Raw genomic sequence first — 23,058 nt, forward strand, 5'->3', positions numbered from 1 at the left:
GGCAGGGCAAAAAGACCCCGCCGAAGCGGGGGTCTGTGGCGGGCCAGCAGCAGGGCGTCCTTACAGCGCGCTGCCGCCGAACTTGTGGGTGTACTGCAGGTTGATGGTACGGCCGACGCTGTCGAACCAGGACACGTCGTAGTACGGGTACGCCGTATAGGTCTTGTCCTTCGGCGGCATCTTGTTGAACACATTGACCACCGACAGCGACAACCGCGAGTGATCGTCGAAGCGGTACTGCAGCGAAGCGTTGTAGCGGTAGGTCGCCTTGATCCACGGGCTGTCGCCGCTTTCCTCGTCAAACACCTGGTCGTAGCTGTCCGAGGTCGGCAGCTTGCCCAGGCGCGAGCCGTACAGGGTGGCCGACCAGGCGTCCTTTTCCCAGGTCACGCTGACGCTGGTCTTGGTGCGGGGAATATCGAAGCCGCTGTTGATCGCGAACTGGTCTTCGGTCACATCGCCGGCATAGCGCTGGAAGTCATGCTTCTTCACCCAGGTGTGGGTGCCATTGAAGATGAAGTCGCCGATGCCGGTCTGCAGGCGGTAGCGCAGGCCGACGTCGACGCCGGAGGTGGACTCGCGCGCCACGTTGATCGGATTGACGTGCACACCGTACAGGCGGCCGTCTGCGGTGCGGGTGATGCGGGCCAGGGCATCCACGCAGGTCGGCGAGCCGATGTCGGCGCTGCCCAGGCGGCAGTTCGCTTCGCTGGCCAGGATCGTACGCACGTCCATGTCCTGCACCTGGTCGCGCATGTCGATGTTGAACCAGTCGGCCGACAGGTCCAGGCCGGTGGCCGGCGACCACACGAAGCCCGCGCTCCAGGAGGTGCTGGTTTCCGGTTCCAGCTCGCGGTTGCCACTGCGGCTGCGGATCACGTTGCGCTCGTAATCGGCGCAATCATCGGCGGCGTCGGCGCGGCAGTTGTACAGATCTTCCGCGCTGGTCTCGTCGTTGCCCGGGCCGGCGAACACATAGTGCAGGTCCGGCGCACGGAACGCGGTGCCGTACGAGCCGCGCACCAGCAGCGTGTCGATCGGGCGCCATTCCAGGCCGCCGCTCCAGGTCGCCTTGCCGATGGTGTGGCCCGAATAGCGATACTGGTCGTAACGGCCGGCCACGCTCAGGTTGACCGTCTCATGCAGCGGCATGCGCAGCTCGGCAGCGGTCGCCCAGCGGTTGCGCGACCCCGTGCCGTCCGAATCCTTCCAGCTGTAGTAGTAATAGCCGGTCGCCAGCGGGTCCGGGTTGAGCGCATAGGCCTGCTGGCCCACCTCCACGGTGGCTGCAAAGCCGGCATCACCACCGGGCAGGGTGAACAGCGAACCATTGGTCAGGGTCAACGCCGCCGTCTCGGTGCGCGACTTCGGCGTATAGGTGGTGCGTGCGGCGATCGAATCGTACTCGGCACGGGTCAGCGGCCGGTACAGGCGCGACGGATCGGCGTTGTAGATCGGGAAGCCGTCCTCGTCCTCGCCCAGCTGCGGGCCCAGGAACAAGTCGTTGGCCTTGGATGCGATGATCTGCGCCCAGCTGATCCGCGACTGGTACTGCGAATGGCTCAGTGCTGCTTCGTAGTCCCAGTTGCCGGTCAGGTTGCCCTTGAAGCCGGTGGCCACGCTGAAGGTCTTCTGCGTGCTGCGCACCATCGCATTGTCCAGCCCGCCCATTTCCTCGGGCGAGAACTGGCGCTGCCAGAACTCGATCTCGCCGGTGGCTTCATTGTTGAAGTAGCCCGACTCATCGCCGTCGGCGGCCATGCGGCCCCACGTGGTGACATCGCGCATCAGCGACATCGTGTGGTAGCCCAGCTGCACGTCGGCGAACCACTGCTGGCCGTTCTCGAAGTCGTAGCTGAGCGAGGCATAGCCGTTGGCGCCGCGGCGCTTGCTGAGGATGGTGCCGTAGCCGATCGCGCTGTCGCTGCCACAGTAGTAGCCGTAGCGTGGACGGAACGCGCGGTAGGTGCTGCCCTGGTTCTGCGCGGCCAGCGCCTCGCAGGTCGCCGCGCCCGGGTCCAGGTAGTCATCGTTGTAATCGGTGCGCAGGTAGGAACGACGGGCGATGCGCGCGCCTTCGGTCGGGCCGTCCTGCGTCGAGTCCTGGATGTCGCGGTCGTAGGCCCACAGCGGCGTCTGCGACTGCAGTTCGACGCTGTACACCGCGTTGAAGTTGCCGCTGCTGAAGCCGCTGGCCAGGCTCATGTCGAACGACTCACCACCGCCTTCGGTGGTGGTGCCCATGCGCATGTCGATGGTGGTGCCATCGGCCTGCTTCTTCAGGATGAAATTGACCACGCCGGCGATCGCATCCGAGCCGTAGATGGCTGACGCACTGCCGGTCAGCACTTCAATGCGATCGATCATGCCCAGCGGAATGTTGGACACATCGGTGAAGTTGCTGCGGCCCTTGAACGGCATCGGGAAGTCGGCGATGCGACGGCCGTTGACCAGCACCAGGGTGTGGTTCGGCCCCAACCCGCGCAGGTCGACCTGCTGCGCACCCGGCGAGAAATCGGCCCCTCCGGAGGACTGCTGGCTCTGCGTCTCACCGCCGTTCTGGGTCATCGCGCGCAGTACGTCCGGCACGGTGGTGAAGCCGCTGGAGCGGATCTGCTCTGCGTTGATGACAGTGATCGGCGCCGGTCCTTCCACCTGGGCGCGCGGGATGCGTGAGCCGGTCACCTGCACCGCATCCAGCTGTTGTACCGAAGAGGAAGCGGGAGTCTGTGCCGCCGCCGACGCAGCAACGCCCATCAACGCCAGCTGGATCGACCACGCCATCGCCTGTCTACGCATGAGAAATTCCCGGAAGTAATGCCGGCCCGCAGAGGAGGGGCCCTGTCCCCCATTCACATTTCAGGAATAGGCGCGCGCATTTAACGCCTTTTTCATGTCCTTGACTACCGGAGATATGTCTGGCAAAGAGCGAAAACGGTTGCAGGTCGTTTTTGTTCAGGGAGATCAAGATGCGACGCCTTCGCCACGGGCCGCGTGGCCCGCTCATCGCCTTGCTGCTGTCGGCGCTCTGGTCTTCACCTGTCGCGGCGCAGGAACTGGTGGACGCGGGCTTCGCCTACTACGAAGTGGGCGATCTGGATGCTCCGCGGCCCGGGCCGCGGGCACCCGCAATGATGCTGATGGGCGGCGGCGAATGGGTACCTGAAGCCTTCCAGTGGTGGCTGCGCCAGGCCGGCAATGGCCGCGTGCTGATCCTGCGCGCCTCGGGTACCGATGAACTGCAGGACCGTCTGTATCGTGAGGTCGGCGGCACCACCGCCGTGCAGACGCTGGTATTCGACAGCCGCCGCGGCGCCGATGACCCGGCCGTGCTGCGGGTCGTGGCAGCAGCCGATGCGATCTTCATCGCCGGCGGAGACCAGTCCCGCTACATCCGCTTCTGGAAGGGCACCGCGCTCAATCGCGCGCTGAACGCCCACGTGCGCGCCGGCAAGCCGATTGCCGGCACCAGCGCCGGGCTGGCCATCCTCGGCGGCTACGCCTATGGTGCGCTGGACGGCGGCAGCATCGATTCGGCCAGCGCCATGGCCGACCCGATGGGCGAGGCGGTGACCCTGGACCGCGGCTTCCTGCAGCTGCCCTACCTGCAGCGGGTGGTCACCGACACCCACTTCGACAAGCGCGACCGTCTCGGTCGCCTCATCGTGTTCGTGGCCCGCGCCGCGCATGACAGCGGCGACCCGGACATGGTCGGCATCGGCGTCGACGAAGACACGGCCCTGTGCGTGGAGCCTGACGGCCAGGCCCGGGTCTACAGCGCCGACGGCGAAGGCAGGGTCTGGGTGGTCAGTCCCGGACGCGATGCCGACCGGCTGGTGGAAGGCGAACCCCTGCGCTTCCACGCGGTGCCGGTCACCGTGGTTGCCAGCGGCAGTCGCATGCGCCTGGACGACCTGCAGGCCGACGTGGCCTACCAGGCGCTGGCCGATGTCGATGACGGCCAGATCGAACTGATCCGACAATGATCCGGTAGCGCCGGGCCATGCCCGGGCGGATGCCGCCGCGCTGTGCCTTCCACCGGGCCCGGCCCGGCGCTACCGTGCAATCCAATCCCTGTCCTGCTGGAGATCTGCTTCCATGAAACTGCGCCTGGCGCTGTCTGCTCTGCTGTCCCTGCCACTGCTGGCCCAGGCCGCCCCCGCTGCATCACCCGTGCTGGTCATCCACGGCGGCGCCGGGGTGGAGCGCAGGGCTCTCTCCGCGGCGGAAGAACAGGCCGCACGCGCGGCGCTGAAGGCGGCATTGTTGAAGGGCCATGCCGAACTGGCAGCGGGGCGTCCGGCACTGGCCGCGGTCACCGCTGCCATCACCGTGCTGGAGGATGATCCGACCTTCAACGCGGGCAGGGGCGCGGTGTTCACCCACGAAGGCCGCAATGAACTGGATGCGGCGGTGATGGACGGCGCCACCCAGGCAGCCGGAGCGGTGGCCGGCGTGCAGCGCGTGCGCAACCCGATCCTGCTTGCGCAGACGGTGATGCAGAAATCCAGGCACGTCATGATGGTGGGGCAGGGCGCCGAAGCCTTCGCCGCCGAGCAGGGCGTGAGCCTGGTCGACCCCTCGTACTTCCGCACCGACAAGCGCTGGCAGCAGCTGCAGCGTGCATTGAAGGAAGAGGCGGGCGGCCAGGCCCATTCCGACCTGGAGACCGCAAAACACTTCGGCACGGTCGGTGCGGTCGCCCTGGATGCGCAGGGGCATCTTGCGGCAGGTACCTCCACCGGCGGCATGACCAACAAGCGCTATGGCCGTGTCGGCGATTCGCCGATCATCGGCGCCGGCACCTGGGCCGATGCGCGTTGTGCGGTATCGGGTACCGGCTGGGGCGAGTACTACATCCGCACCGCGGCAGCCCATGAGATCTGCGCGCGCATGCGTTATCTCGGTCAATCGCCGGAACAGGCAGGCAAGGGCGTAATCAACGACATGATTCCGCAGATGGGCGGCGACGGCGGAGCGATCGTGCTGTCCGCAGACGGAAAAGCAGCAGCGCCGTTCAACACCCAAGGCATGTATCGGGGCTGGATCGGGGCCGATGGCGTTGCCCATGTGGCCATCTTTGCCGACGAGACAATCGCGATGCCTTGAGCAGAGCCTTGCGTATCAAGGGGTTTGCGACGCGCGTGAAAAAAAGTGAAAAAAAGCGTTGACAGACCCCCGCTTCATCTCCAGAATTGCGGGCTCACCACCACACACCGCAACGCTTCGGCGGCACGGGACGGGGTGGTAAAAGGAGGGATACCCAAGCGGCCAACGGGGGCAGACTGTAAATCTGCTGGCTTACGCCTTCGGTGGTTCGAATCCACCTCCCTCCACCAGCTTCACGTTGTGGCACATTCCCGGTGCGGGAGTAGTTCAATGGTAGAACCTCAGCCTTCCAAGCTGATGGTGCGGGTTCGATTCCCGTCTCCCGCTCCATTGAATGAACTTTGAATATTATCGAGTTCATGCCATAATGCAAAACTCGCTCACGTAGCTCAGTCGGTAGAGCACTTCCTTGGTAAGGAAGAGGTCGAAGGTTCGATTCCTTTCGTGAGCACCATCTACCAGCACCACACCAGACGAATTCGAGATAAGCAGCCATGGCCAAGGGTAAGTTCGAGCGCACCAAGCCGCACGTCAACGTCGGCACCATCGGTCACGTCGACCACGGCAAGACCACGCTGACCGCCGCACTGACCAAGATCGGTGCCGAGCGCTTTGGTGGCGAGTTCAAGGATTACTCCGCGATCGACGCCGCGCCGGAAGAAAAGGCACGTGGCATCACGATCTCGACCGCGCACGTCGAATACGAATCCACCACCCGTCACTACGCCCACGTCGACTGCCCGGGCCACGCTGACTACGTCAAGAACATGATCACCGGTGCTGCCCAGATGGACGGCGCGATCCTGGTGTGCTCGGCCGCTGACGGCCCGATGCCGCAGACCCGCGAGCACATCCTGCTGTCGCGTCAGGTCGGCGTGCCGTACATCGTCGTGTTCCTGAACAAGGCCGACATGGTTGACGATGCCGAGCTGCTGGAACTGGTCGAAATGGAAGTCCGCGAGCTGCTGAGCAAGTACGACTTCCCGGGCGACGACACCCCGATCATCTCGGGTTCGGCCCGCCTGGCGCTGGAAGGCGACCAGAGCGACATCGGCGTGCCGGCCGTCATCAAGCTGGTCGAAGCGCTGGACACCTGGATCCCGACCCCGGAGCGTGACGTCGACAAGGCATTCCTGATGCCGGTCGAAGACGTGTTCTCGATCTCGGGCCGCGGCACCGTGGTGACCGGTCGTATCGAGCGCGGCGTGATCAAGGTCGGCGAAGAAATCGAAATCGTCGGCATCCGTCCGGTGCAGAAGACCACCGTGACCGGCGTGGAAATGTTCCGCAAGCTGCTGGACCAGGGCCAGGCAGGCGACAATGCCGGTCTGCTGCTGCGCGGCACCAAGCGTGACGACGTCGAGCGTGGCCAGGTTCTGGCCAAGCCGGGTTCGATCAAGCCGCACACCAAGTTCGACGCCGAAGTGTACGTGTTGTCGAAGGACGAAGGCGGCCGTCACACCCCGTTCTTCAAGGGCTACCGTCCGCAGTTCTACTTCCGTACCACCGACATCACCGGTGCGGTCGAGCTGCCGGAAGGCGTCGAGATGGTGATGCCGGGCGACAACGTGAAGATGGTTGTCACCCTGATCAACCCGGTCGCCATGGACGCCGGCCTGCGCTTCGCAATCCGCGAAGGTGGCCGTACCGTCGGTGCTGGCGTGGTTGCCACCATCCTCGAGTAAGCCTGCATGCCGGCGGTCGCATAGCGCTGCCGGTCTGGCGAGTGGCGGGCCGGGAACCTCGGTCCGCCTTCGCCGTCTAAGGGAAGGCAAGTTTTCAACGTACGCCAGTAGCTCAATTGGCAGAGCAGCGGTCTCCAAAACCGCAGGTTGGGGGTTCGAGTCCCTCCTGGCGTGCCATCTGCCCACCTTATCGAGCGGCCCTGCCGCTAAAGCAGACACAGCCTGATGAATAGCAAGATCGAACATTCCAAGGACACCTCCGCGCAAGGCGGGGATATCGTCAAGTACGTCCTCGCATCGCTGCTGGTGCTGGCAGGTCTGTTCGTCTGGTTCTGGTTCTCCGCCGACTCCGGTCGCGCTGCCCAGCTGGGCGCGTGGGCGGGTCAGCTGCGTGCGTTGGCGGTCGTGGTCGGCCTGGTTGGCGGTATCGGCGTGTTCATGCTGACCGGCAAGGGGCGCGACACCCGCGAATTCCTCTCCGAGTCGCGTTTCGAACTGCGTAAAGTGGTTTGGCCGACCCGTCAGGAAGCCATTCGCATGACCTGGGTGGTGATTGTCGTCGTCCTGATCCTCAGCCTGTTGCTGGGTGGGTTCGACTTCCTCATCCAGAAACTGACTCAGTGGTTCCTGAGCCGCTAAGGAGAAATGCATGAAGCGTTGGTACGTCGTTCACGCCTATTCGGGCTTCGAGAAGTCGGTGGCGCAGGCTCTGCGCGATCGCATCGTCCGTGACGGCATGGAAGAGCGCTTCGGCGACGTCTTGGTTCCGACCGAGGAAGTGATCGAAATGCGCGCCGGCCAGAAGCGCCGTTCCGAGCGCAAGTTCTTCCCGGGTTACGTGCTGGTCCAGATCGAGACCCACGAAGAAGCGGGCATTCCGCGCATCGACAACGAAAGCTGGCACCTGGTCAAGGAAACCCCGCGCGTCATGGGCTTCATCGGCGGAACCGCCGATCGTCCGCTGCCGATCGCCGATTCCGAGGCCGAGTCGATCCTGAACCGTGTCCAGGAAGGCGTCGAGAAGCCGCGTCCGAAGGTGCTTTTCGAGCCGGGCCAGATGGTCCGCGTCACCGACGGTCCGTTCAACGACTTCAACGGTGTGGTCGAAGAAGTCAATTACGAGAAGAGCCGTCTGCGCGTCTCGGTGCTGATCTTCGGTCGCGCCACCCCGGTCGAACTCGAGTTCGGTCAGGTCGAAAAGGCCGTCTGACCAGAATTCACGTGCTGCTTCAGGCATGTGAAGAAAAAACCTGATATGCTGCGCGGCTCCCGTTGGGAAGCTGGCGGGACGAGGCCACCGAAAGGTGGCCTTCGGCATGATTTCAAAACGCGATGCCGGGACGCGTGATTCCCGGTCCGATGGGGAGCCTGTTGTCGCAAGGCGCTAGCACCCGGAGAGTACTCACATGGCAAAGAAAGTTGTCGGTTATATCAAGCTGCAGGTGAAGGCCGGTCAGGCCAACCCCTCGCCGCCGGTCGGTCCTGCGCTGGGTCAGCGCGGTCTGAACATCATGGAATTCTGCAAGGCCTTCAATGCCGCCACGCAGAAGCTCGAGCCGGGTCTGCCGGTTCCGGTGATCATCACGGCCTATTCGGACCGTACGTTCACCTTCATCACCAAGAGCACCCCGGCTACCACCCTGCTGAAGAAGGCGGCTGGCATCTCGTCGGGCTCCAAGCGCCCGAACACCGAGAAGGTCGGCAAGGTCACCCGTAAGCAGCTGGAAGAGATCGCCAAGGCGAAGGAACCGGATCTGACTGCCGCCGATCTGGACGCCGCCGTGCGTACCATCGCTGGCTCTGCCCGTTCCATGGGCCTCGTGGTGGAGGGTTAAGAAGATGGCACAGACCAAGCGTGAGAAGGCCATCAAGGCCGCTATCGTTCCGGGCAAGGCATACGCCTTCGAGGACGCGATCAACATCCTGAAGACCGCCACCAAGGCCAAGTTCGTCGAGTCGATCGACGTTGCCGTGCGCCTGGGCGTCGACGCGAAGAAGTCCGACCAGCAGGTCCGTGGCTCCACCGTGCTGCCGGCAGGTACCGGCAAGTCGGTTCGCGTCGCTGTCTTCGCTCCGGCCGGTGCCAAGGCTGACGAAGCCCTGGCCGCTGGCGCCGAAGCCGTCGGCATGGACGACCTGGCCGAGAAGATGCAGGCCGGCGATCTGAACTACGACGTCGTGATCGCGACCCCGGACGCAATGCGCGTTGTCGGCAAGCTGGGTACCGTGCTGGGCCCGCGCGGCCTGATGCCGAACCCGAAGGTCGGCACCGTCTCCCCGAACCCGGGTGAGGCTGTGAAGAATGCCAAGTCGGGTCAGGTGCGTTACCGCACCGACAAGGCCGGCATCATCCACTGCACCATCGGCAAGGCCGACTTCGCCGAAGACGCGCTGAAGTCGAACCTGACCGCGCTGCTGCTGGACCTGATCAAGGCCAAGCCGGCTACCTCGAAGGGCACCTACCTGCAGAAGGTTTCGGTCAGCTCGACGATGGGCCCGGGCGTCACCGTCGACCAGTCGTCGCTGAGCCTGAAGTAATCGTTTCAAGCGGTCGCGGGTCCCTCGGGTCCCGCGACCGTGACATTTGAAGGCATCGCCGGCAACCCATCGCCGGTGGTAGCCGTCAAAGACCGCAGGTGCGGTCGTGGCATGCCGGCGACGGGCACGGAAGCTCGATTTGGCAGGGAGTCGCCGCCGGAGCAGTCACGAACGCTTAATCGATTCCCCGGAATCACCCTGCGTAGATGGTGCCCTTCTGGAGTTTTTCTGGTTCACGCACGTCTGGGGTTACCCAGGTTGGCCCACTCCAGGTCTAGAACGGCCCACCCCCCGGAACATCATTCCGATGTTCCCGGCGTCCAGGACGGATGCCGCACAGGACCGCACACGGCAGGAGCCGTAAGCGGAGTTCAATCGGAGGAGTGCAATGGCTCTCAATCTGTCCCAGAAGCAAGAAGTAGTCGCGGAGCTGGCAGACATCGCCGCCAAGGCCCACTCCTTGATCGCAGCCGAATACGCTGGCACCACGGTCGCCCAGATGACCGCGATGCGCAAGCAGGCTCGTGAAACCGGCGTTTTCTTGAAAGTTGTCAAGAACACCCTGGCTTCGCGTGCTGTTGAAGGCACCGAGTTCGCAGTCGCACAGGACCAGATGGTTGGTCCGCTGCTGTACGCGTTCTCGCTCGAGGAGCCCGGTGCAGCCGGTCGCCTGATCAAGGATGCCGCCAAGGGCAACGACAAGCTGAAGGCCAAGGTCGTCGCAATCGGTGGTGAAGTGTTCCCGGCGAGCCACGTCGAGGTTCTGGCATCGCTGCCGACCCGCGACCAGGCCCTGGCAATGCTGGCACGTGTCCTGACCGAGCCGGTCACGATGTTCGCCCGCGCCATCAAGGCAATCGGCGACAAGCAGAATGGTGGCGACGTCGCCGCCGACGCTGCTGAACCGGCCGCCGAGACCGCCTGAGTTTCGACCAATCGTGGTTCCTGACGGAACCTCAATCCAGAAAAACATCCAAAGGTAATTATCATGTCCCTTACCAACGAACAGATCGTCGACGCCATCGCCGAGAAGTCCCTGATGGAAGTGATGGAGCTGGTCAAGGCCATCGAAGAGAAGTTCGGCGTTTCCGCCGCTGCTCCGGTTGCCGTTGCTGGCCCGGCCGGCCCGGCCGCTCCGGTCGAAGAGCAGACCGAATTCGTCGTCACCCTGAAGACCGCCGGCGACAAGAAGGTTGAAGTCATCAAGGCCGTCCGCGCCATCACCGGCCTGGGCCTGAAGGAAGCGAAGGACCTGGCCGAAGCCGGCGGCGTCCTGAAGGACAACGCTTCGAAGGACGAAGCCGAGAAGATGAAGAAGGACCTGGAAGCTGCTGGCGCGACTGTCGAAGTCAAGTAAGCACTTCCTTTGCGTCGCCATCGAAATCCGGCGATGCAGCCAAGGCTGGGGGCGTAAGCCCCCGGCCTTTGGTCGTTGTTGCGGTGCTGTAGATCCACGCCATGCGTGGATGTGAAAAACGGCAAAAAAGCCCAACACGGGCTGCGGTCAAACCCTGGCCGGCCAGCGCAACGCGCGGCGGCGGGGGAGTGGATGCAGACGAGTTGGCAGTTGGAAGTAGCGGGAGAAGGCGTGCTGGTGCCGGCAATACCAGCGACTTCCAACTGACAATTTCAAGTTCCCTTCGGGTCGTGGGCGCACGACCCGCACAACAAGGTGGAAGACCTCATGACGTCCTATTCGTTCACCGAAAAAAAGCGTATCCGCAAGGATTTCGGCAAGCAGCGTTCGATTCTCGAAGTGCCGTTCCTGCTCGCCATCCAGGTGGATTCCTACCGTGAATTCCTGCAGGAAAACGTCGATCCGGCCAAGCGCACGGACCACGGCCTGCACGCTGCACTGAAGTCGGTCTTCCCGATCGCCAGCTACAGCGGCAATGCTGCCCTGGAATACGTCGGCTACAAGCTGGGCGATCCGGTCTTCGACGAGCGTGAGTGCCGTCAGCGTGGCATGAGCTACGGTGCGCCGCTGCGCGTGACCGTGCGCCTGGTGATCTACGACCGCGAGTCGTCGACCAAGGCCATCAAGTACGTGAAGGAGCAGGAGGTCTACCTCGGCGAAATCCCGCTGATGACCGACAACGGCACCTTCATCGTCAACGGCACCGAGCGCGTCATCGTCTCGCAGCTGCACCGCTCGCCGGGCGTGTTCTTCGACCACGACCGTGGCAAGACCCACAGCTCGGGCAAGCTGCTGTACAGCGCCCGCATCATTCCTTACCGCGGTTCCTGGCTGGACTTCGAGTTCGACCCGAAGGACGCGCTGTTCACCCGTATCGACCGTCGCCGCAAGCTGCCGGTGTCGATCCTGCTGCGCGCGCTTGGCTACAGCAACGAAGAGATGCTGGCCGAGTTCTTCGAGATCAACACCTTCCACATCAACCCGGATGAAGGCGTCCAGCTGGAGCTGGTGCCCGAGCGCCTGCGCGGCGAAACCCTGGGCTTCGACCTCGCCGACGGCGACAAGGTCATCGTGGAAGCCGGCAAGCGCATCACCGCGCGCCACATCAAGCAGCTGGAAGCCTCGGGCATCGCCGCCCTGGCCGTGCCGGACGACTACATCGTCGGCCGCATCCTGTCGCACGACGTGGTCGATGCCTCGACCGGCGAACTGCTGGCCCAGGCCAACGACGAAATCACCGACGAACAGCTGCAGGCCTTCCGCAAGGCCGGCGTCGATGCCGTGGGCACCCTGTGGGTGAACGACCTGGATCGTGGCCCGTACCTGTCCAACACCCTGCGCATCGATCCGACCAAGACCCAGCTGGAAGCCCTGGTCGAGATCTACCGCATGATGCGTCCGGGCGAGCCGCCGACCAAGGATGCCGCGCAGAACCTGTTCCACAACCTGTTCTTCACCTTCGAGCGCTACGACCTGTCCGCGGTCGGCCGCATGAAGTTCAACCGTCGCGTGGGCCGCAAGGAAACCACCGGCGAAGCCGTGCTGTACGACCGCAAGTACTACGGCGAGCGCAACGACGAAGAGTCCAAGCGCCTGGTTGCCGCCCACGGCGACAGCTCGGACATCCTGGACGTGATCAAGGTCCTGACCGAGATCCGCAACGGTCGCGGCGTGGTCGATGACATCGATCACCTGGGCAACCGTCGCGTGCGTTCGGTCGGTGAAATGGCCGAGAACGTGTTCCGCGTGGGCCTGGTCCGCGTCGAGCGCGCGGTCAAGGAACGTCTGTCGATGGCCGAGTCGGAAGGCCTGACCCCGCAGGAGCTGATCAACGCCAAGCCGGTGGCTGCGGCGATCAAGGAATTCTTCGGCTCCTCGCAGCTGTCGCAGTTCATGGATCAGAACAACCCGCTGTCGGAAGTCACGCACAAGCGTCGCGTCTCGGCCCTGGGCCCGGGCGGCCTGACCCGTGAGCGCGCCGGCTTCGAAGTGCGCGACGTGCACCCGACCCATTACGGCCGCGTCTGCACCATCGAAACGCCGGAAGGCCCGAACATCGGCCTGATCAACTCGCTGGCCGTGTATGCCCGCACCAACCAGTACGGTTTCCTCGAGACCCCGTACCGCAAGGTCGTGGACGGCAAGGTCTTCGACGAAGTCGAGTTCCTGTCGGCCATCGAAGAAAACGAGTACGTCATCGCCCAGGCCAACGCCCTGACCGATGCCAACAGCGTGCTGACCGAGCAGTTCGTCCCCTGCCGTTACCAGGGCGAATCGCTGCTGAAGCCGCCGGCGGAAGTCCACTTCATGGACGTCTCGCCGATGCAGACCGTGTCGATCGCGGCCGCGCTGGTTCCGTTCCTGGAGCACGATGACGCCAACCGCGCACTGATGGGCGCCAACATGCAGCGTCAGGCCGTGCCGACCCTGCGTGCGCAGAAGCCGCTGGTCGGTACCGGCATCGAGCGCGCCGTGGCGCGTGACTCGGGCGTGACCGTGAACGCCCGTCGTGGTGGCGAGATCGTGCAGATCGACGCCGCCCGCATCGTGGTCAAGGTCAACGAAGCCGAGATCACCGACGCCTCCGACGCCGGCGTGGACATCTACAACCTGATCAAGTACACCCGCTCCAACCAGAACACCTGCATCAACCAGCGTCCGCTGGTGGAAGTGGGCAACGTGGTGGCGCGTGGCGACGTGCTGGCCGATGGTCCGTCTACCGACATCGGTGAACTGGCCCTGGGCCAGAACATGCTGATCGCCTTCATGCCTTGGAACGGCTACAACTTCGAAGACTCCATCCTGCTCTCCGAGCGCGTGGTGGAAGAGGATCGCTACACCACGATCCACATCGAAGAGCTGACCTGCGTTGCGCGTGACACCAAGCTGGGGCCGGAGGAAATCTCGGCCGACATCCCGAACGTCTCCGAGCAGGCGCTGAACCGCCTGGACGAGAGCGGCGTGGTGTACATCGGCGCCGAAGTCCGCGCCGGCGACATCATGGTCGGCAAGGTCACCCCGAAGGGCGAAAGCCAGCTGACCCCGGAAGAGAAGCTGCTGCGCGCGATCTTCGGCGAGAAGGCTTCGGACGTGAAGGACAGCTCGCTGCGCGTGCCGCCGGGCATGGACGGCACCGTCATCGACGTGCAGGTCTTCACCCGCGACGGCATCGAGAAGGACAAGCGCGCCCGTCAGATCGAAGAGTCTGAAATCAAGCGCGTCAAGAAGGACTTCGACGACCAGTTCCGCATCCTGGAAGCGGCCATCTATGCCCGTCTGCGTTCGCAGATCGTCGGCAAGGTGGTCAACGGTGGCGCCGGCCTGAAGAAGGGCGACGTCATCTCCGACGCCTACCTGGATGGCCTGAAGAAGGCCGACTGGTTCGTGCTGCGCATGAAGGACGAGGACGCCGCCGAAGCCATCGAACGCGCACAGAAGCAGATCCAGGCGCACGAGAAGGAGTTCGAGCGTCGCTTCGCCGACAAGCGCGGCAAGATCACCGCGGGCGATGACCTCGCCCCGGGCGTGCTGAAGATGGTCAAGGTGTTCCTGGCCGTGAAGCGCCGCATCCAACCGGGCGACAAGATGGCAGGCCGCCACGGCAACAAGGGTGTGGTGTCCAACGTGGTGCCGGTCGAGGACATGCCGTACATGGCCTCGGGCGAAACCGTGGACATCGTGCTGAACCCGCTGGGCGTGCCGTCGCGCATGAACATCGGGCAGATCCTGGAAGTGCACCTGGGCTGGGCCGCCAAGGGTCTGGGTCGCAAGATCCAGGCCATGCTGGAAGCCCAGGCTGCGGTCGCCGACCTGCGCAAGTTCCTGGACGACATCTACAACCACGATGACACCAACGTGGCCAACCGTGTCGACCTGTCGCAGTTCAGCGACGAGGAACTGCTGCGCCTGGCCCGCAACCTGACCGACGGCGTGCCGATGGCTACGCCGGTGTTCGACGGTGCCACCGAAGCGGAAATCAAGCGCATGCTGGAACTGGCCGACCTGCCCAGCAGTGGCCAGACCCAGCTGTATGACGGCCGCACCGGTGAAGCCTTCGATCGCCATACCACCGTTGGCTACATGCACTACCTGAAGCTGAACCACCTGGTCGACGACAAGATGCACGCCCGTTCGACCGGTCCGTACTCGCTCGTCACCCAGCAGCCGCTGGGCGGCAAGGCGCAGTTCGGCGGCCAGCGCTTCGGTGAAATGGAAGTCTGGGCGCTGGAAGCCTACGGCGCGGCCTACACCCTGCAGGAAATGCTGACGGTGAAGTCCGATGACGTGCAGGGCCGCAACCAGATGTACAAGAACATCGTCGACGGTGAGCACGAGATGGTCGCGGGCATGCCGGAATCCTTCAACGTCCTGGTGAAGGAAATCCGCTCGCTGGCCATCAACATGGAACTGGAAGACAACTGATCCATGCCGGCGCGGCGGCCACCGCCGCCGCGCCGCTGGCAGTGAACTGAAAGCCCATCGACACAGCATTCCTCCTTCTGGAGAACACCATGAAAGACCTGCTCAACCTCTTCAACCAGCAGCGCCAGACGCTGGACTTCGACGCGATCAAGATCGCGCTGGCTTCGCCGGACCTGATCCGTTCGTGGTCCTTCGGCGAAGTGAAGAAGCCGGAAACCATCAACTACCGTACCTTCAAGCCGGAACGTGACGGCCTGTTCTGCGCCGCCATCTTCGGACCGGTCAAGGACTACGAGTGCCTGTGCGGCAAGTACAAGCGCATGAAGCACCGCGGCGTGGTCTGCGAGAAGTGCGGCACCGAAGTGACCCTGGCCAAGGTGCGTCGTGAGCGCATGGGCCACATCGACCTGGCGTCGCCGGTCGCGCACATCTGGTTCCTGAAGTCGCTGCCGTCGCGCATCGGCCTGATGCTGGACATGACCCTGCGCGATATCGAGCGCGTGCTGTACTTCGAAGCGTACGTGGTGACCGAGCCGGGCCTGACCGCCCTGGAGCGCCGCCAGCTGCTGACCGAAGAACAGTACCTGCAGGCCCGCCAGGAACATGGCGATGATTTCGACGCCGCCATGGGCGCCGAGGCCGTGTACGAGCTGCTGCGCACCATCGACCTGCAGTCGGAGATGACCCGCCTGCGCGAAGAGATCGCCAGCACCGGTTCGGAAACCAAGCTGAAGCGACTGACCAAGCGCATCAAGCTGATCGAAGCCTTCCTGGAATCGGGCAACCGTCCGGAATGGATGGTCATGACCGTGCTTCCGGTGCTGCCGCCGGACCTGCGTCCGCTGGTTCCGCTGGATGGTGGCCGCTTCGCGACCTCCGATCTGAACGACCTGTACCGCCGCGTCATCAACCGCAACAACCGCCTGCGCCGCCTGCTCGAACTGAGCGCGCCGGACATCATCGTGCGCAATGAAAAGCGCATGCTGCAGGAATCGGTCGATGCGCTGCTGGACAACGGCCGTCGCGGCCGTGCCATCACCGGTACCAACAAGCGCCCGCTGAAGTCGCTGGCCGACATGATCAAGGGCAAGCAGGGCCGCTTCCGCCAGAACCTGCTCGGCAAGCGCGTGGACTACTCGGGCCGTTCGGTCATCGTGGTCGGTCCGTACCTGCGCCTGCACCAGTGCGGCCTGCCGAAGAAGATGGCGCTCGAACTGTTCAAGCCGTTCGTGTTCGCCAAGCTGCAGCGTCGTGGCCTGGCCACCACCATCAAGGCCGCCAAGAAGCTGGTCGAGCGCGAAGAAGCCGAAGTCTGGGACATCCTGGAAGAGGTCATCCGCGAGCATCCGGTGATGCTGAACCGTGCGCCGACCCTGCACCGTCTGGGCATCCAGGCCTTCGAGCCGGTCCTGATCGAAGGCAAGGCCATCCAGCTGCACCCGCTGGTCTGCACCGCGTTCAACGCCGACTTCGACGGTGACCAGATGGCCGTCCACGTGCCGCTCTCGCTGGAAGCCCAGCTGGAAGCGCGTGCGCTGATGATGTCGACCAACAACATCCTGTCGCCGGCCAACGGCGAGCCGATCATCGTGCCGTCGCAGGACGTCGTGCTGGGTCTGTACTACATGACCCGCTCGCTGGAAAACAAGAAGGGCGAGGGCATGGCCTTCGCCAACATCGCCGAAGTCAAGCGCGCCTACGACAACCGCGTGGTGGAACTGCACGCACGCGTCAAGGTCCGCATCACCGAGGTGGTGACCGACGAAGAAGGCAACAAGCAGAACAAGACCTCGATCGTGGACACCACGATCGGTCGCGCCCTGCTGGCTGAAATCCTGCCGGAAGGCCTGCCGTTCGCGCTGGCCAACACCGAGCTGACCAAGAAGAACATCAGCCGCCTGATCAACTCCAGCTACCGCCAGCTGGGTCTGAAGGACACGGTCGTGTTCGCCGACAAGCTGATGTACACCGGCTTCGCCTACGCGACCCGCGCCGGCGTCTCGATCGGCATCGACGACATGCTGATCCCGGACGAGAAGAAGGGCATCCTCACCGAGGCCGAAGCCGAAGTGCTGGAAATCCAGGAGCAGTACCAGTCGGGCCTGGTCACCGCCGGCGAGCGCTACAACAAGGTGGTCGACATCTGGTCGCGCACCAATGAGCGCATCGCCAAGGCGATGATGGACACCATCGGTACCGAGAAGGTCATCAATGCCAAGGGCGAGACCATCGACCAGAAGTCGATGAACTCCCTGTACATCATGGCCGACTCCGGCGCACGAGGCAGCCAGGCGCAGATCCGCCAGCTGGCCGGCATGCGTGGCCTGATGGCCCGTCCCGATGGCTCGATCATCGAGACGCCCATCAAGGCGAACTTCCGCGAAGGCCTGAACGTGCAGGAGTACTTCAACTCCACCCACGGTGCCCGTAAGGGTCTGGCCGATACCGCGCTGAAGACCGCGAACTCGGGTTACCTGACCCGTCGTCTGGTCGACGTGGCGCAGGACGTGGTGATCACCGAGGTGGATTGCGGCACCACCGAAGGCCTGATCATGACCCCGATCGTGGAAGGCGGCGATGTGGTCGAGCCGCTGAAGGACCGCGTGCTGGGTCGCGTGGTTGCCGAGGACGTGTTCCTGCCGGGCAATGACGAAGATCCGATCGTCACCCGCAACACCCTGCTCGACGAAGCCTGGGTCGCCAAGCTGGAAGACGCCGGCGTGCAGAGCATCAAGGTGCGTTCGACGATCTCGTGCGAATCGGCCTTCGGCGTCTGCGGTCGCTGCTACGGCCGCGATCTGGCCCGTGGCCACCTGGTCAACATCGGTGAAGCGGTCGGCGTCATCGCCGCCCAGTCCATCGGTGAGCCGGGTACCCAGCTGACCATGCGTACGTTCCACATCGGTGGTGCGGCGTCGCGAGCTGCTGCGGTCGACAACATCACCGTCAAGACCACCGGCTCGGTCAAGTTCAGCAACCTCAAGTCGGTCGAGCACGCCAATGGCTCGCTGGTGGCAGTGTCGCGCTCGGGCGAAATCTCGGTGCTCGATGCCCACGGTCGTGAGCGTGAGCGTTACAAGCTGCCGTACGGTGCGACCATCACCTCCAAGGATGGTGATTCGATCAAGGCTGGCCAGACCGTGGCCAACTGGGATCCGCATAACCACCCGATCGTTTCGGAAGTGGCCGGCTTCATCCGCTTCATCGACTTCGTCGACGGCATCACCGTCATCGAGAAGACCGATGAGCTGACCGGCCTGGCCTCGCGCGAGATCACCGACCCGAAGCGCCGCGGCGCCCAGGCCAAGGATCTGCGCCCGATCGTCCGCATCGTCGATGGCAAGGGCAACGACCTGTCGATTCCGGGCACCGACCTGCCGGCGCAGTACCTGCTGCCGCCGCGCTCGATCGTCAACCTGCAGGACGGCGCTGCCGTCGGCGTGGGTGACGTGGTTGCCAAGATCCCGCAGGAAGCGTCCAAGACCCGCGACATCACCGGTGGTCTGCCGCGCGTGGCCGATCTGTTCGAAGCGCGCAAGCCGAAGGATCCGGCCGTGCTGGCCGAGCGTTCGGGCATCATCAGCTTCGGCAAGGACACCAAGGGCAAGCAGCGCCTGATCATCAAGGACACCGATGGTTCGGAGCACGAAGAGCTGATTCCGAAGTACCGTCAGGTCATCGTGTTCGAAGGTGAGCACGTGACCAAGGGCGAAACCATCGTCGACGGCGAGCCGAGCCCGCAGGACATCCTGCGCCTGCTGGGTGTCGAGCCGCTGGCCGCCTACCTGGTGAAGGAAATCCAGGACGTGTACCGCCTGCAGGGCGTGAAGATCAACGACAAGCACATCGAGGTGATCACTCGCCAGATGCTGCGCAAGGTCGAGATCACCGATCAGGGCAGCAGCAAGTTCCTGAACGGCGAACAGGTCGAACGTCAGCGCGTCATCGAGGAAAATGCTCGCCTCACCGCCCGCAACGAGCTGATCGCCCGTTTCGACCCGGTGCTGCTGGGCATCACCAAGGCTTCGCTGGCAACCGAGTCGTTCATTTCGGCCGCTTCCTTCCAGGAAACCACCCGCGTGCTGACCGAGGCTGCCGTCCGCGGCACCAAGGACAACCTGCGCGGCCTGAAGGAGAACGTGATCGTCGGCCGTCTGATCCCGGCCGGTACCGGCCTGACCTACCACGCCAACCGCCGCCGCAATGCGAGCGGGCTGACGGACTCGGAAATGCAGACCCTGGCCGGCACCCCGGCAGCTGCCGCCGCCGTGGCCGTGGCAGCACCGGAAGTGGTGGTGGAGTCGACCGACGCCGAGCAGGCCGAGGATTGATCGTTGGGTCCGGCTTCGGCCGGACCGCGATCGGGCAGGGGCCCGGCCATCGGCCGGACCCTGCTGGATGTCCCGGCTCCGTGCCGGGCACGTATCACGCAGGACCCGCTTCGGCGGGATCTGCACTCGAGGGCGCAGGCCGCTGGTCTGTTCGCCGTCGATGAGGTAGGATGCCGCCCCGGCCCAGCGATGGGTCGGGCGACAACCTGAACGGGGGGCATGGAGAAGGCTCCCCTGTAACGGCCCTGGATCAGGGCTGGCTTGGCGTGTGCGCATTTGACCGCGTTTTCGTCAAGTTGCTACAATCGTCTGTCTCAGCAGGCCGGTTTTTCGCCTGCTCGCACATATCCGCATTCATGGCCGGTTTTTTTCGGCCTCTCTCAGAAGAACATACTGATGGCGACGATCAATCAGCTTGTCCGCAAGCCGCGGCAGGCAACCACTTATAAGAGCGCCTCGCCGGCTCTCGAAAAGTGCCCCCAGCGCCGTGGCGTCTGCACGCGCGTTTACACCACTACTCCGAAGAAGCCGAACTCGGCCCTTCGCAAGGTTGCCAAGGTTCGCCTGACCAACCAGGAAGAAGTGATTTCCTACATCGGCGGTGAAGGCCACAACCTGCAGGAGCACTCCGTGGTCCTGATCCGTGGCGGTCGCGTCAAGGATCTGCCGGGTGTGCGTTACCACACCGTTCGTGGTTCGCTGGACGCCTCCGGCGTTGCCAAGCGTCGCCAGGGCCGTTCCAAGTACGGCGCCAAGCGTCCGAAGAGCTAAGGGAAAGCACACATGTCTCGTAAAGGTAATACGCCGCAGCGCGCAGTCCTGCCGGATCCGAAGCACGGAAGCGAAACCATCGCCCGTTTCATCAACATGGTGATGCTGAGCGGCAAGAAGTCCGTCGCTGAGAAGATCGTCTATGGCGCCATGGACGTGATCGGTGAGAAGAACCCGAATTCCGTCGAGCTGGTTCAGAAGGCTCTGGAAAACGTGGCTCCGTCGGTCGAAGTCAAGTCGCGTCGTGTCGGTGGTGCCACCTACCAGGTGCCGGTCGAAGTGCGCGCTTCGCGCAAGATGGCGCTGGCCATGCGTTGGCTGATCGACTCCGCGCGCAAGCGTGGTGAGAACACCATGCCGAAGAAGCTGGCCGCTGAACTGATCGATGCCTCGGAAAACCGCGGCGGCGCCATCAAGAAGCGCGAAGAAACCCACCGCATGGCCGAAGCCAACAAGGCATTCGCCCACTACCGCTGGTGAGTTTGACGGCCTTGTAAAACAGGCAGGGCAGCACCATCTCGGTGCTGCCTCGCGGCCCCAGAAGGGCTGCGCCAATCCGAAGGCCGCCGAAAGGCGGCGTTCGGCCATCCGAATTCCAAGAAATTGAGAGGCTCCCGTGGCCCGTTCCACTCCCATCGAGCGTTACCGCAACTTCGGCATCATGGCTCACATCGATGCCGGCAAGACCACCACGTCCGAGCGCATCCTGTTCTACACCGGCAAGAGCCACAAGATCGGTGAAGTGCATGACGGCGCCGCCACCATGGACTGGATGGAGCAGGAGCAGGAGCGTGGCATCACGATCCAGTCCGCTGCCACCACCGCGTTCTGGAAGGGCATGGACAAGTCCCTGCCGGAGCACCGCTTCAACATCATCGACACCCCCGGGCACGTCGACTTCACCATCGAAGTGGAGCGCTCGCTGCGCGTGCTCGACGGTGCGGTGTTCGTGCTGTGCGCCGTCGGTGGCGTGCAGCCGCAGTCGGAAACCGTGTGGCGCCAGGCCAACCGCTACAAGGTGCCGCGCATCGCGTTCGTCAACAAGATGGACCGCACCGGTGCCAACTTCTACAAGGTCCGCGACCAGCTGAAGGCCAAGCTCGGCGCTGTCGCCGTGCCGATGCAGCTGCCGATCGGCGCTGAAGAAGGCTTCAAGGGTGTTGTCGACCTGCTGAAGATGAAGGCCATCCATTGGGACGAAGCTTCCCAGGGCATGAAGTTCGAGTACGGCGAAATCCCGGCCGACCTGCAGGAAAAGGCTGAAGAAGCCCGTACCTTCATGATCGAAGCTGCGGCCGAAGCCAACGAAGAGCTGATGGAAAAGTACCTGGGCGGCGAAGAGCTGGCCGAGGCTGAAATCATCAATGCGCTGCGTATCCGTACCCTGGCCACCGAGATCGTGCCGATGTTCTGCGGCTCGGCGTTCAAGAACAAGGGCGTGCAGGCCATGCTCGACGGCGTGGTGCAGCTGCTGCCGTCGCCGGTCGACGTGCCGGACGTGACCGGTACCGACGTTGACGACGAAACCAAGGAAATGAGCCGCAAGTCCGACGACAAGGCTCCGTTCTCGTCGCTGGCCTTCAAGATCATCACCGACCCGTTCGTCGGCGCACTGACCTTCTTCCGCGTGTACTCGGGCACCCTGAACGGTGGCGACACCGTGCTGAACTCGGTCAAGGGCAAGAAGGAGCGCATCGGCCGCATCCTGCAGATGCACTCGAACAACCGCGAGGAAATCAAGGAAGTTCTGGCCGGTGACATCGCTGCTGCCGTGGGCCTGAAGGACACCACCACCGGTGACACCCTGTGCTCCATCGACCAGCCGATCATCCTGGAGCGCATGACGTTCCCGGAGCCGGTGATCTCGATGGCCGTCGAGCCGAAGACCAAGTCGGACCAGGAAAAAATGGGCCTGGCCCTGGGTCGTCTGGCCCAGGAAGATCCGTCGTTCCGCGTCAAGACCGACGAGGAATCCGGCCAGACCATCATCTCGGGCATGGGCGAGCTGCACCTGGACATCATCGTCGACCGCCTGAAGCGCGAGTTCAACGTTGAAGCCAACGTCGGCGCGCCGCAGGTGGCCTACCGCGAAACCATCACCCTGGCCGACGTCAAGTCGGACTACAAGCACGCCAAGCAGTCCGGTGGTAAGGGTCAGTACGGTCACGTCGTGATCGAGCTGTCGCCGCTGACCGCTGCCGACCGTGCCGATGCCAAGCTGGCCCCGGCGATCAAGGACGACTTCCTGTTCGTCAACGACATCACCGGCGGCGTGATCCCGAAGGAATTCATTCCTTCGATCGAAAAGGGCCTGCGCGAAACCATCACCAGCGGTCCGCTGGCTGGCTTCCCGGTCGTGGACGTCAAGGTCAAGCTGGTGTTCGGTTCGTACCACGACGTCGACTCCTCGGAAATGGCGTTCAAGCTGGCTTCGTCGATGGCCTTCAAGCAGGGCTTCGCCAAGGCCAAGCCGGTGCTGCTGGAGCCGATCATGAAGGTCGAGATCGTGACCCCGGAGGATTACCAGGGTGACGTGATGGGCGACGTCAGCCGTCGTCGCGGCGTGCTGCAGGGTTCCGACACCACCGGTGACGGTTCGGCCAGCATCATCAACGCGATGATCCCGCTGGGTGAAATGTTCGGCTACGCCACTGCGCTGCGTTCGCAGACCCAGGGCCGCGCCACCTTCACCATGGAATTCGACCATTACGAGCCGGCGCCGAACAACATCGCCGAAGCCGTCATGAAGAAGGGCTGAGCCTCGCTCAGCCTCTCCTGAAAACCA

The 23,058-nt window shown here is 63.8% G+C and carries 15 protein-coding genes and 4 tRNA genes; 18 read left to right on the forward strand and 1 reads right to left on the reverse strand.

Annotation, left to right across the window (positions count from 1 at the left end):
• Window positions 1–60: 60 nt before the first annotated feature.
• A complete protein-coding gene (locus tag LMF57_RS03680) occupies window positions 61–2,799 on the reverse strand; it encodes a TonB-dependent receptor (RefSeq protein WP_229290885.1) in 2,739 nt (912 codons plus the stop codon).
• 170 nt (window positions 2,800–2,969) lie between these two features.
• Here LMF57_RS03680 and LMF57_RS03685 point away from each other — a divergent pair, with 170 nt between their 5' ends.
• The 18 genes from LMF57_RS03685 to fusA all read left to right on the forward strand — a co-directional run bounded on the left by LMF57_RS03685 (window position 2,970) and on the right by fusA (window position 23,031).
• The gene (locus tag LMF57_RS03685) at window positions 2,970–3,986 is read left to right on the forward strand and encodes a cyanophycinase (RefSeq protein ID WP_229290887.1); all 1,017 of its coding nucleotides are present in this window, start codon (window positions 2,970–2,972) and stop codon (window positions 3,984–3,986) included.
• Window positions 3,987–4,098: 112 nt separating this feature from the next.
• Window positions 4,099–5,109, forward strand: a complete 1,011-nt coding sequence (locus LMF57_RS03690) for an isoaspartyl peptidase/L-asparaginase (RefSeq protein ID WP_208082359.1) — start codon at window positions 4,099–4,101, stop codon at window positions 5,107–5,109.
• Window positions 5,110–5,253: 144 nt separating this feature from the next.
• Window positions 5,254–5,339, forward strand: a tRNA-Tyr gene (locus LMF57_RS03695).
• Between the two features lie 26 nt (window positions 5,340–5,365).
• Window positions 5,366–5,439: transfer RNA gene (locus LMF57_RS03700), tRNA-Gly, on the forward strand.
• A gap of 48 nt (window positions 5,440–5,487) precedes the next feature.
• Window positions 5,488–5,563: transfer RNA gene (locus tag LMF57_RS03705), tRNA-Thr, on the forward strand.
• 40 nt (window positions 5,564–5,603) lie between these two features.
• A complete protein-coding gene (gene tuf, locus LMF57_RS03710) occupies window positions 5,604–6,794 on the forward strand; it encodes an elongation factor Tu (protein ID WP_117309620.1) in 1,191 nt (396 codons plus the stop codon).
• A gap of 101 nt (window positions 6,795–6,895) precedes the next feature.
• Window positions 6,896–6,971: transfer RNA gene (locus LMF57_RS03715), tRNA-Trp, on the forward strand.
• Between the two features lie 48 nt (window positions 6,972–7,019).
• Complete coding sequence (gene secE / locus LMF57_RS03720) at window positions 7,020–7,433, forward strand: preprotein translocase subunit SecE (RefSeq protein ID WP_099841962.1); 414 nt, start codon at window positions 7,020–7,022, stop codon at window positions 7,431–7,433.
• 10 nt (window positions 7,434–7,443) lie between these two features.
• Entirely contained in the window at window positions 7,444–8,004 is a 561-nt protein-coding gene (gene nusG, locus LMF57_RS03725) for a transcription termination/antitermination protein NusG (RefSeq protein WP_049469630.1), read from the forward strand.
• A gap of 196 nt (window positions 8,005–8,200) precedes the next feature.
• Window positions 8,201–8,629 carry a 50S ribosomal protein L11 gene (rplK, locus tag LMF57_RS03730; protein ID WP_004145248.1) on the forward strand — a complete coding sequence of 143 codons (429 nt, stop codon included), beginning with the start codon at window positions 8,201–8,203 and terminating at the stop codon, window positions 8,627–8,629.
• Window positions 8,630–8,633: 4 nt separating this feature from the next.
• Entirely contained in the window at window positions 8,634–9,332 is a 699-nt protein-coding gene (gene rplA, locus LMF57_RS03735; protein WP_025879349.1) for a 50S ribosomal protein L1, read from the forward strand.
• Between the two features lie 388 nt (window positions 9,333–9,720).
• Entirely contained in the window at window positions 9,721–10,257 is a 537-nt protein-coding gene (rplJ, locus tag LMF57_RS03740) for a 50S ribosomal protein L10 (protein ID WP_049469632.1), read from the forward strand.
• Window positions 10,258–10,320: 63 nt separating this feature from the next.
• Window positions 10,321–10,689 carry a 50S ribosomal protein L7/L12 gene (gene rplL, locus LMF57_RS03745; protein ID WP_049469634.1) on the forward strand — a complete coding sequence of 123 codons (369 nt, stop codon included), beginning with the start codon at window positions 10,321–10,323 and terminating at the stop codon, window positions 10,687–10,689.
• Between the two features lie 327 nt (window positions 10,690–11,016).
• Complete coding sequence (rpoB, locus tag LMF57_RS03750; RefSeq protein WP_117309621.1) at window positions 11,017–15,171, forward strand: DNA-directed RNA polymerase subunit beta; 4,155 nt, start codon at window positions 11,017–11,019, stop codon at window positions 15,169–15,171.
• Between the two features lie 89 nt (window positions 15,172–15,260).
• Window positions 15,261–19,502, forward strand: coding sequence for a DNA-directed RNA polymerase subunit beta' (gene rpoC, locus LMF57_RS03755; protein ID WP_093821425.1), 4,242 nt, complete (start codon window positions 15,261–15,263; stop codon window positions 19,500–19,502).
• Window positions 19,503–19,898: 396 nt separating this feature from the next.
• Window positions 19,899–20,273 (forward strand): 30S ribosomal protein S12, encoded by a 375-nt coding sequence (gene rpsL, locus LMF57_RS03760; protein WP_025879344.1) that lies wholly within the window; start codon window positions 19,899–19,901, stop codon window positions 20,271–20,273.
• 12 nt (window positions 20,274–20,285) lie between these two features.
• Window positions 20,286–20,753: a 30S ribosomal protein S7 gene (gene rpsG / locus LMF57_RS03765; RefSeq protein WP_025879343.1), complete on the forward strand. Its 468-nt coding sequence runs from the start codon at window positions 20,286–20,288 to the stop codon at window positions 20,751–20,753.
• Window positions 20,754–20,889: 136 nt separating this feature from the next.
• On the forward strand, window positions 20,890–23,031 hold the full coding sequence (gene fusA, locus LMF57_RS03770) for an elongation factor G (protein WP_049469645.1): 2,142 nt from the start codon (window positions 20,890–20,892) through the stop codon (window positions 23,029–23,031).
• Window positions 23,032–23,058 lie beyond the last annotated feature (27 nt).

Origin of the sequence: Stenotrophomonas sp. SI-NJAU-1, assembly GCF_020883215.1 — a bacterium.
Lineage (GTDB): Bacteria > Pseudomonadota > Gammaproteobacteria > Xanthomonadales > Xanthomonadaceae > Stenotrophomonas > Stenotrophomonas indicatrix.

Bases quoted from the DNA above. Each gene is read 5' to 3' on its own strand.
- rpoC (WP_093821425.1), top strand. From the start codon at position 15,261: ATGAAAGACCTGCTCAACCTCTTCAACCAGCAGCGCCAGACGCTGGAC.
- rplA (WP_025879349.1), top strand. From the start codon at position 8,634: ATGGCACAGACCAAGCGTGAGAAGGCCATCAAGGCCGCTATCGTTCCG.
- rpoB (WP_117309621.1), top strand. From the start codon at position 11,017: ATGACGTCCTATTCGTTCACCGAAAAAAAGCGTATCCGCAAGGATTTC.
- rplK (WP_004145248.1), top strand. From the start codon at position 8,201: ATGGCAAAGAAAGTTGTCGGTTATATCAAGCTGCAGGTGAAGGCCGGT.
- rpsL (WP_025879344.1), top strand. From the start codon at position 19,899: ATGGCGACGATCAATCAGCTTGTCCGCAAGCCGCGGCAGGCAACCACT.
- rplL (WP_049469634.1), top strand. From the start codon at position 10,321: ATGTCCCTTACCAACGAACAGATCGTCGACGCCATCGCCGAGAAGTCC.
- rpsG (WP_025879343.1), top strand. From the start codon at position 20,286: ATGTCTCGTAAAGGTAATACGCCGCAGCGCGCAGTCCTGCCGGATCCG.
- secE (WP_099841962.1), top strand. From the start codon at position 7,020: ATGAATAGCAAGATCGAACATTCCAAGGACACCTCCGCGCAAGGCGGG.
- LMF57_RS03685 (WP_229290887.1), top strand. From the start codon at position 2,970: ATGCGACGCCTTCGCCACGGGCCGCGTGGCCCGCTCATCGCCTTGCTG.
- tuf (WP_117309620.1), top strand. From the start codon at position 5,604: ATGGCCAAGGGTAAGTTCGAGCGCACCAAGCCGCACGTCAACGTCGGC.
- LMF57_RS03680 (WP_229290885.1), bottom strand. From the start codon at position 2,799: ATGCGTAGACAGGCGATGGCGTGGTCGATCCAGCTGGCGTTGATGGGC.
- rplJ (WP_049469632.1), top strand. From the start codon at position 9,721: ATGGCTCTCAATCTGTCCCAGAAGCAAGAAGTAGTCGCGGAGCTGGCA.
- nusG (WP_049469630.1), top strand. From the start codon at position 7,444: ATGAAGCGTTGGTACGTCGTTCACGCCTATTCGGGCTTCGAGAAGTCG.
- LMF57_RS03690 (WP_208082359.1), top strand. From the start codon at position 4,099: ATGAAACTGCGCCTGGCGCTGTCTGCTCTGCTGTCCCTGCCACTGCTG.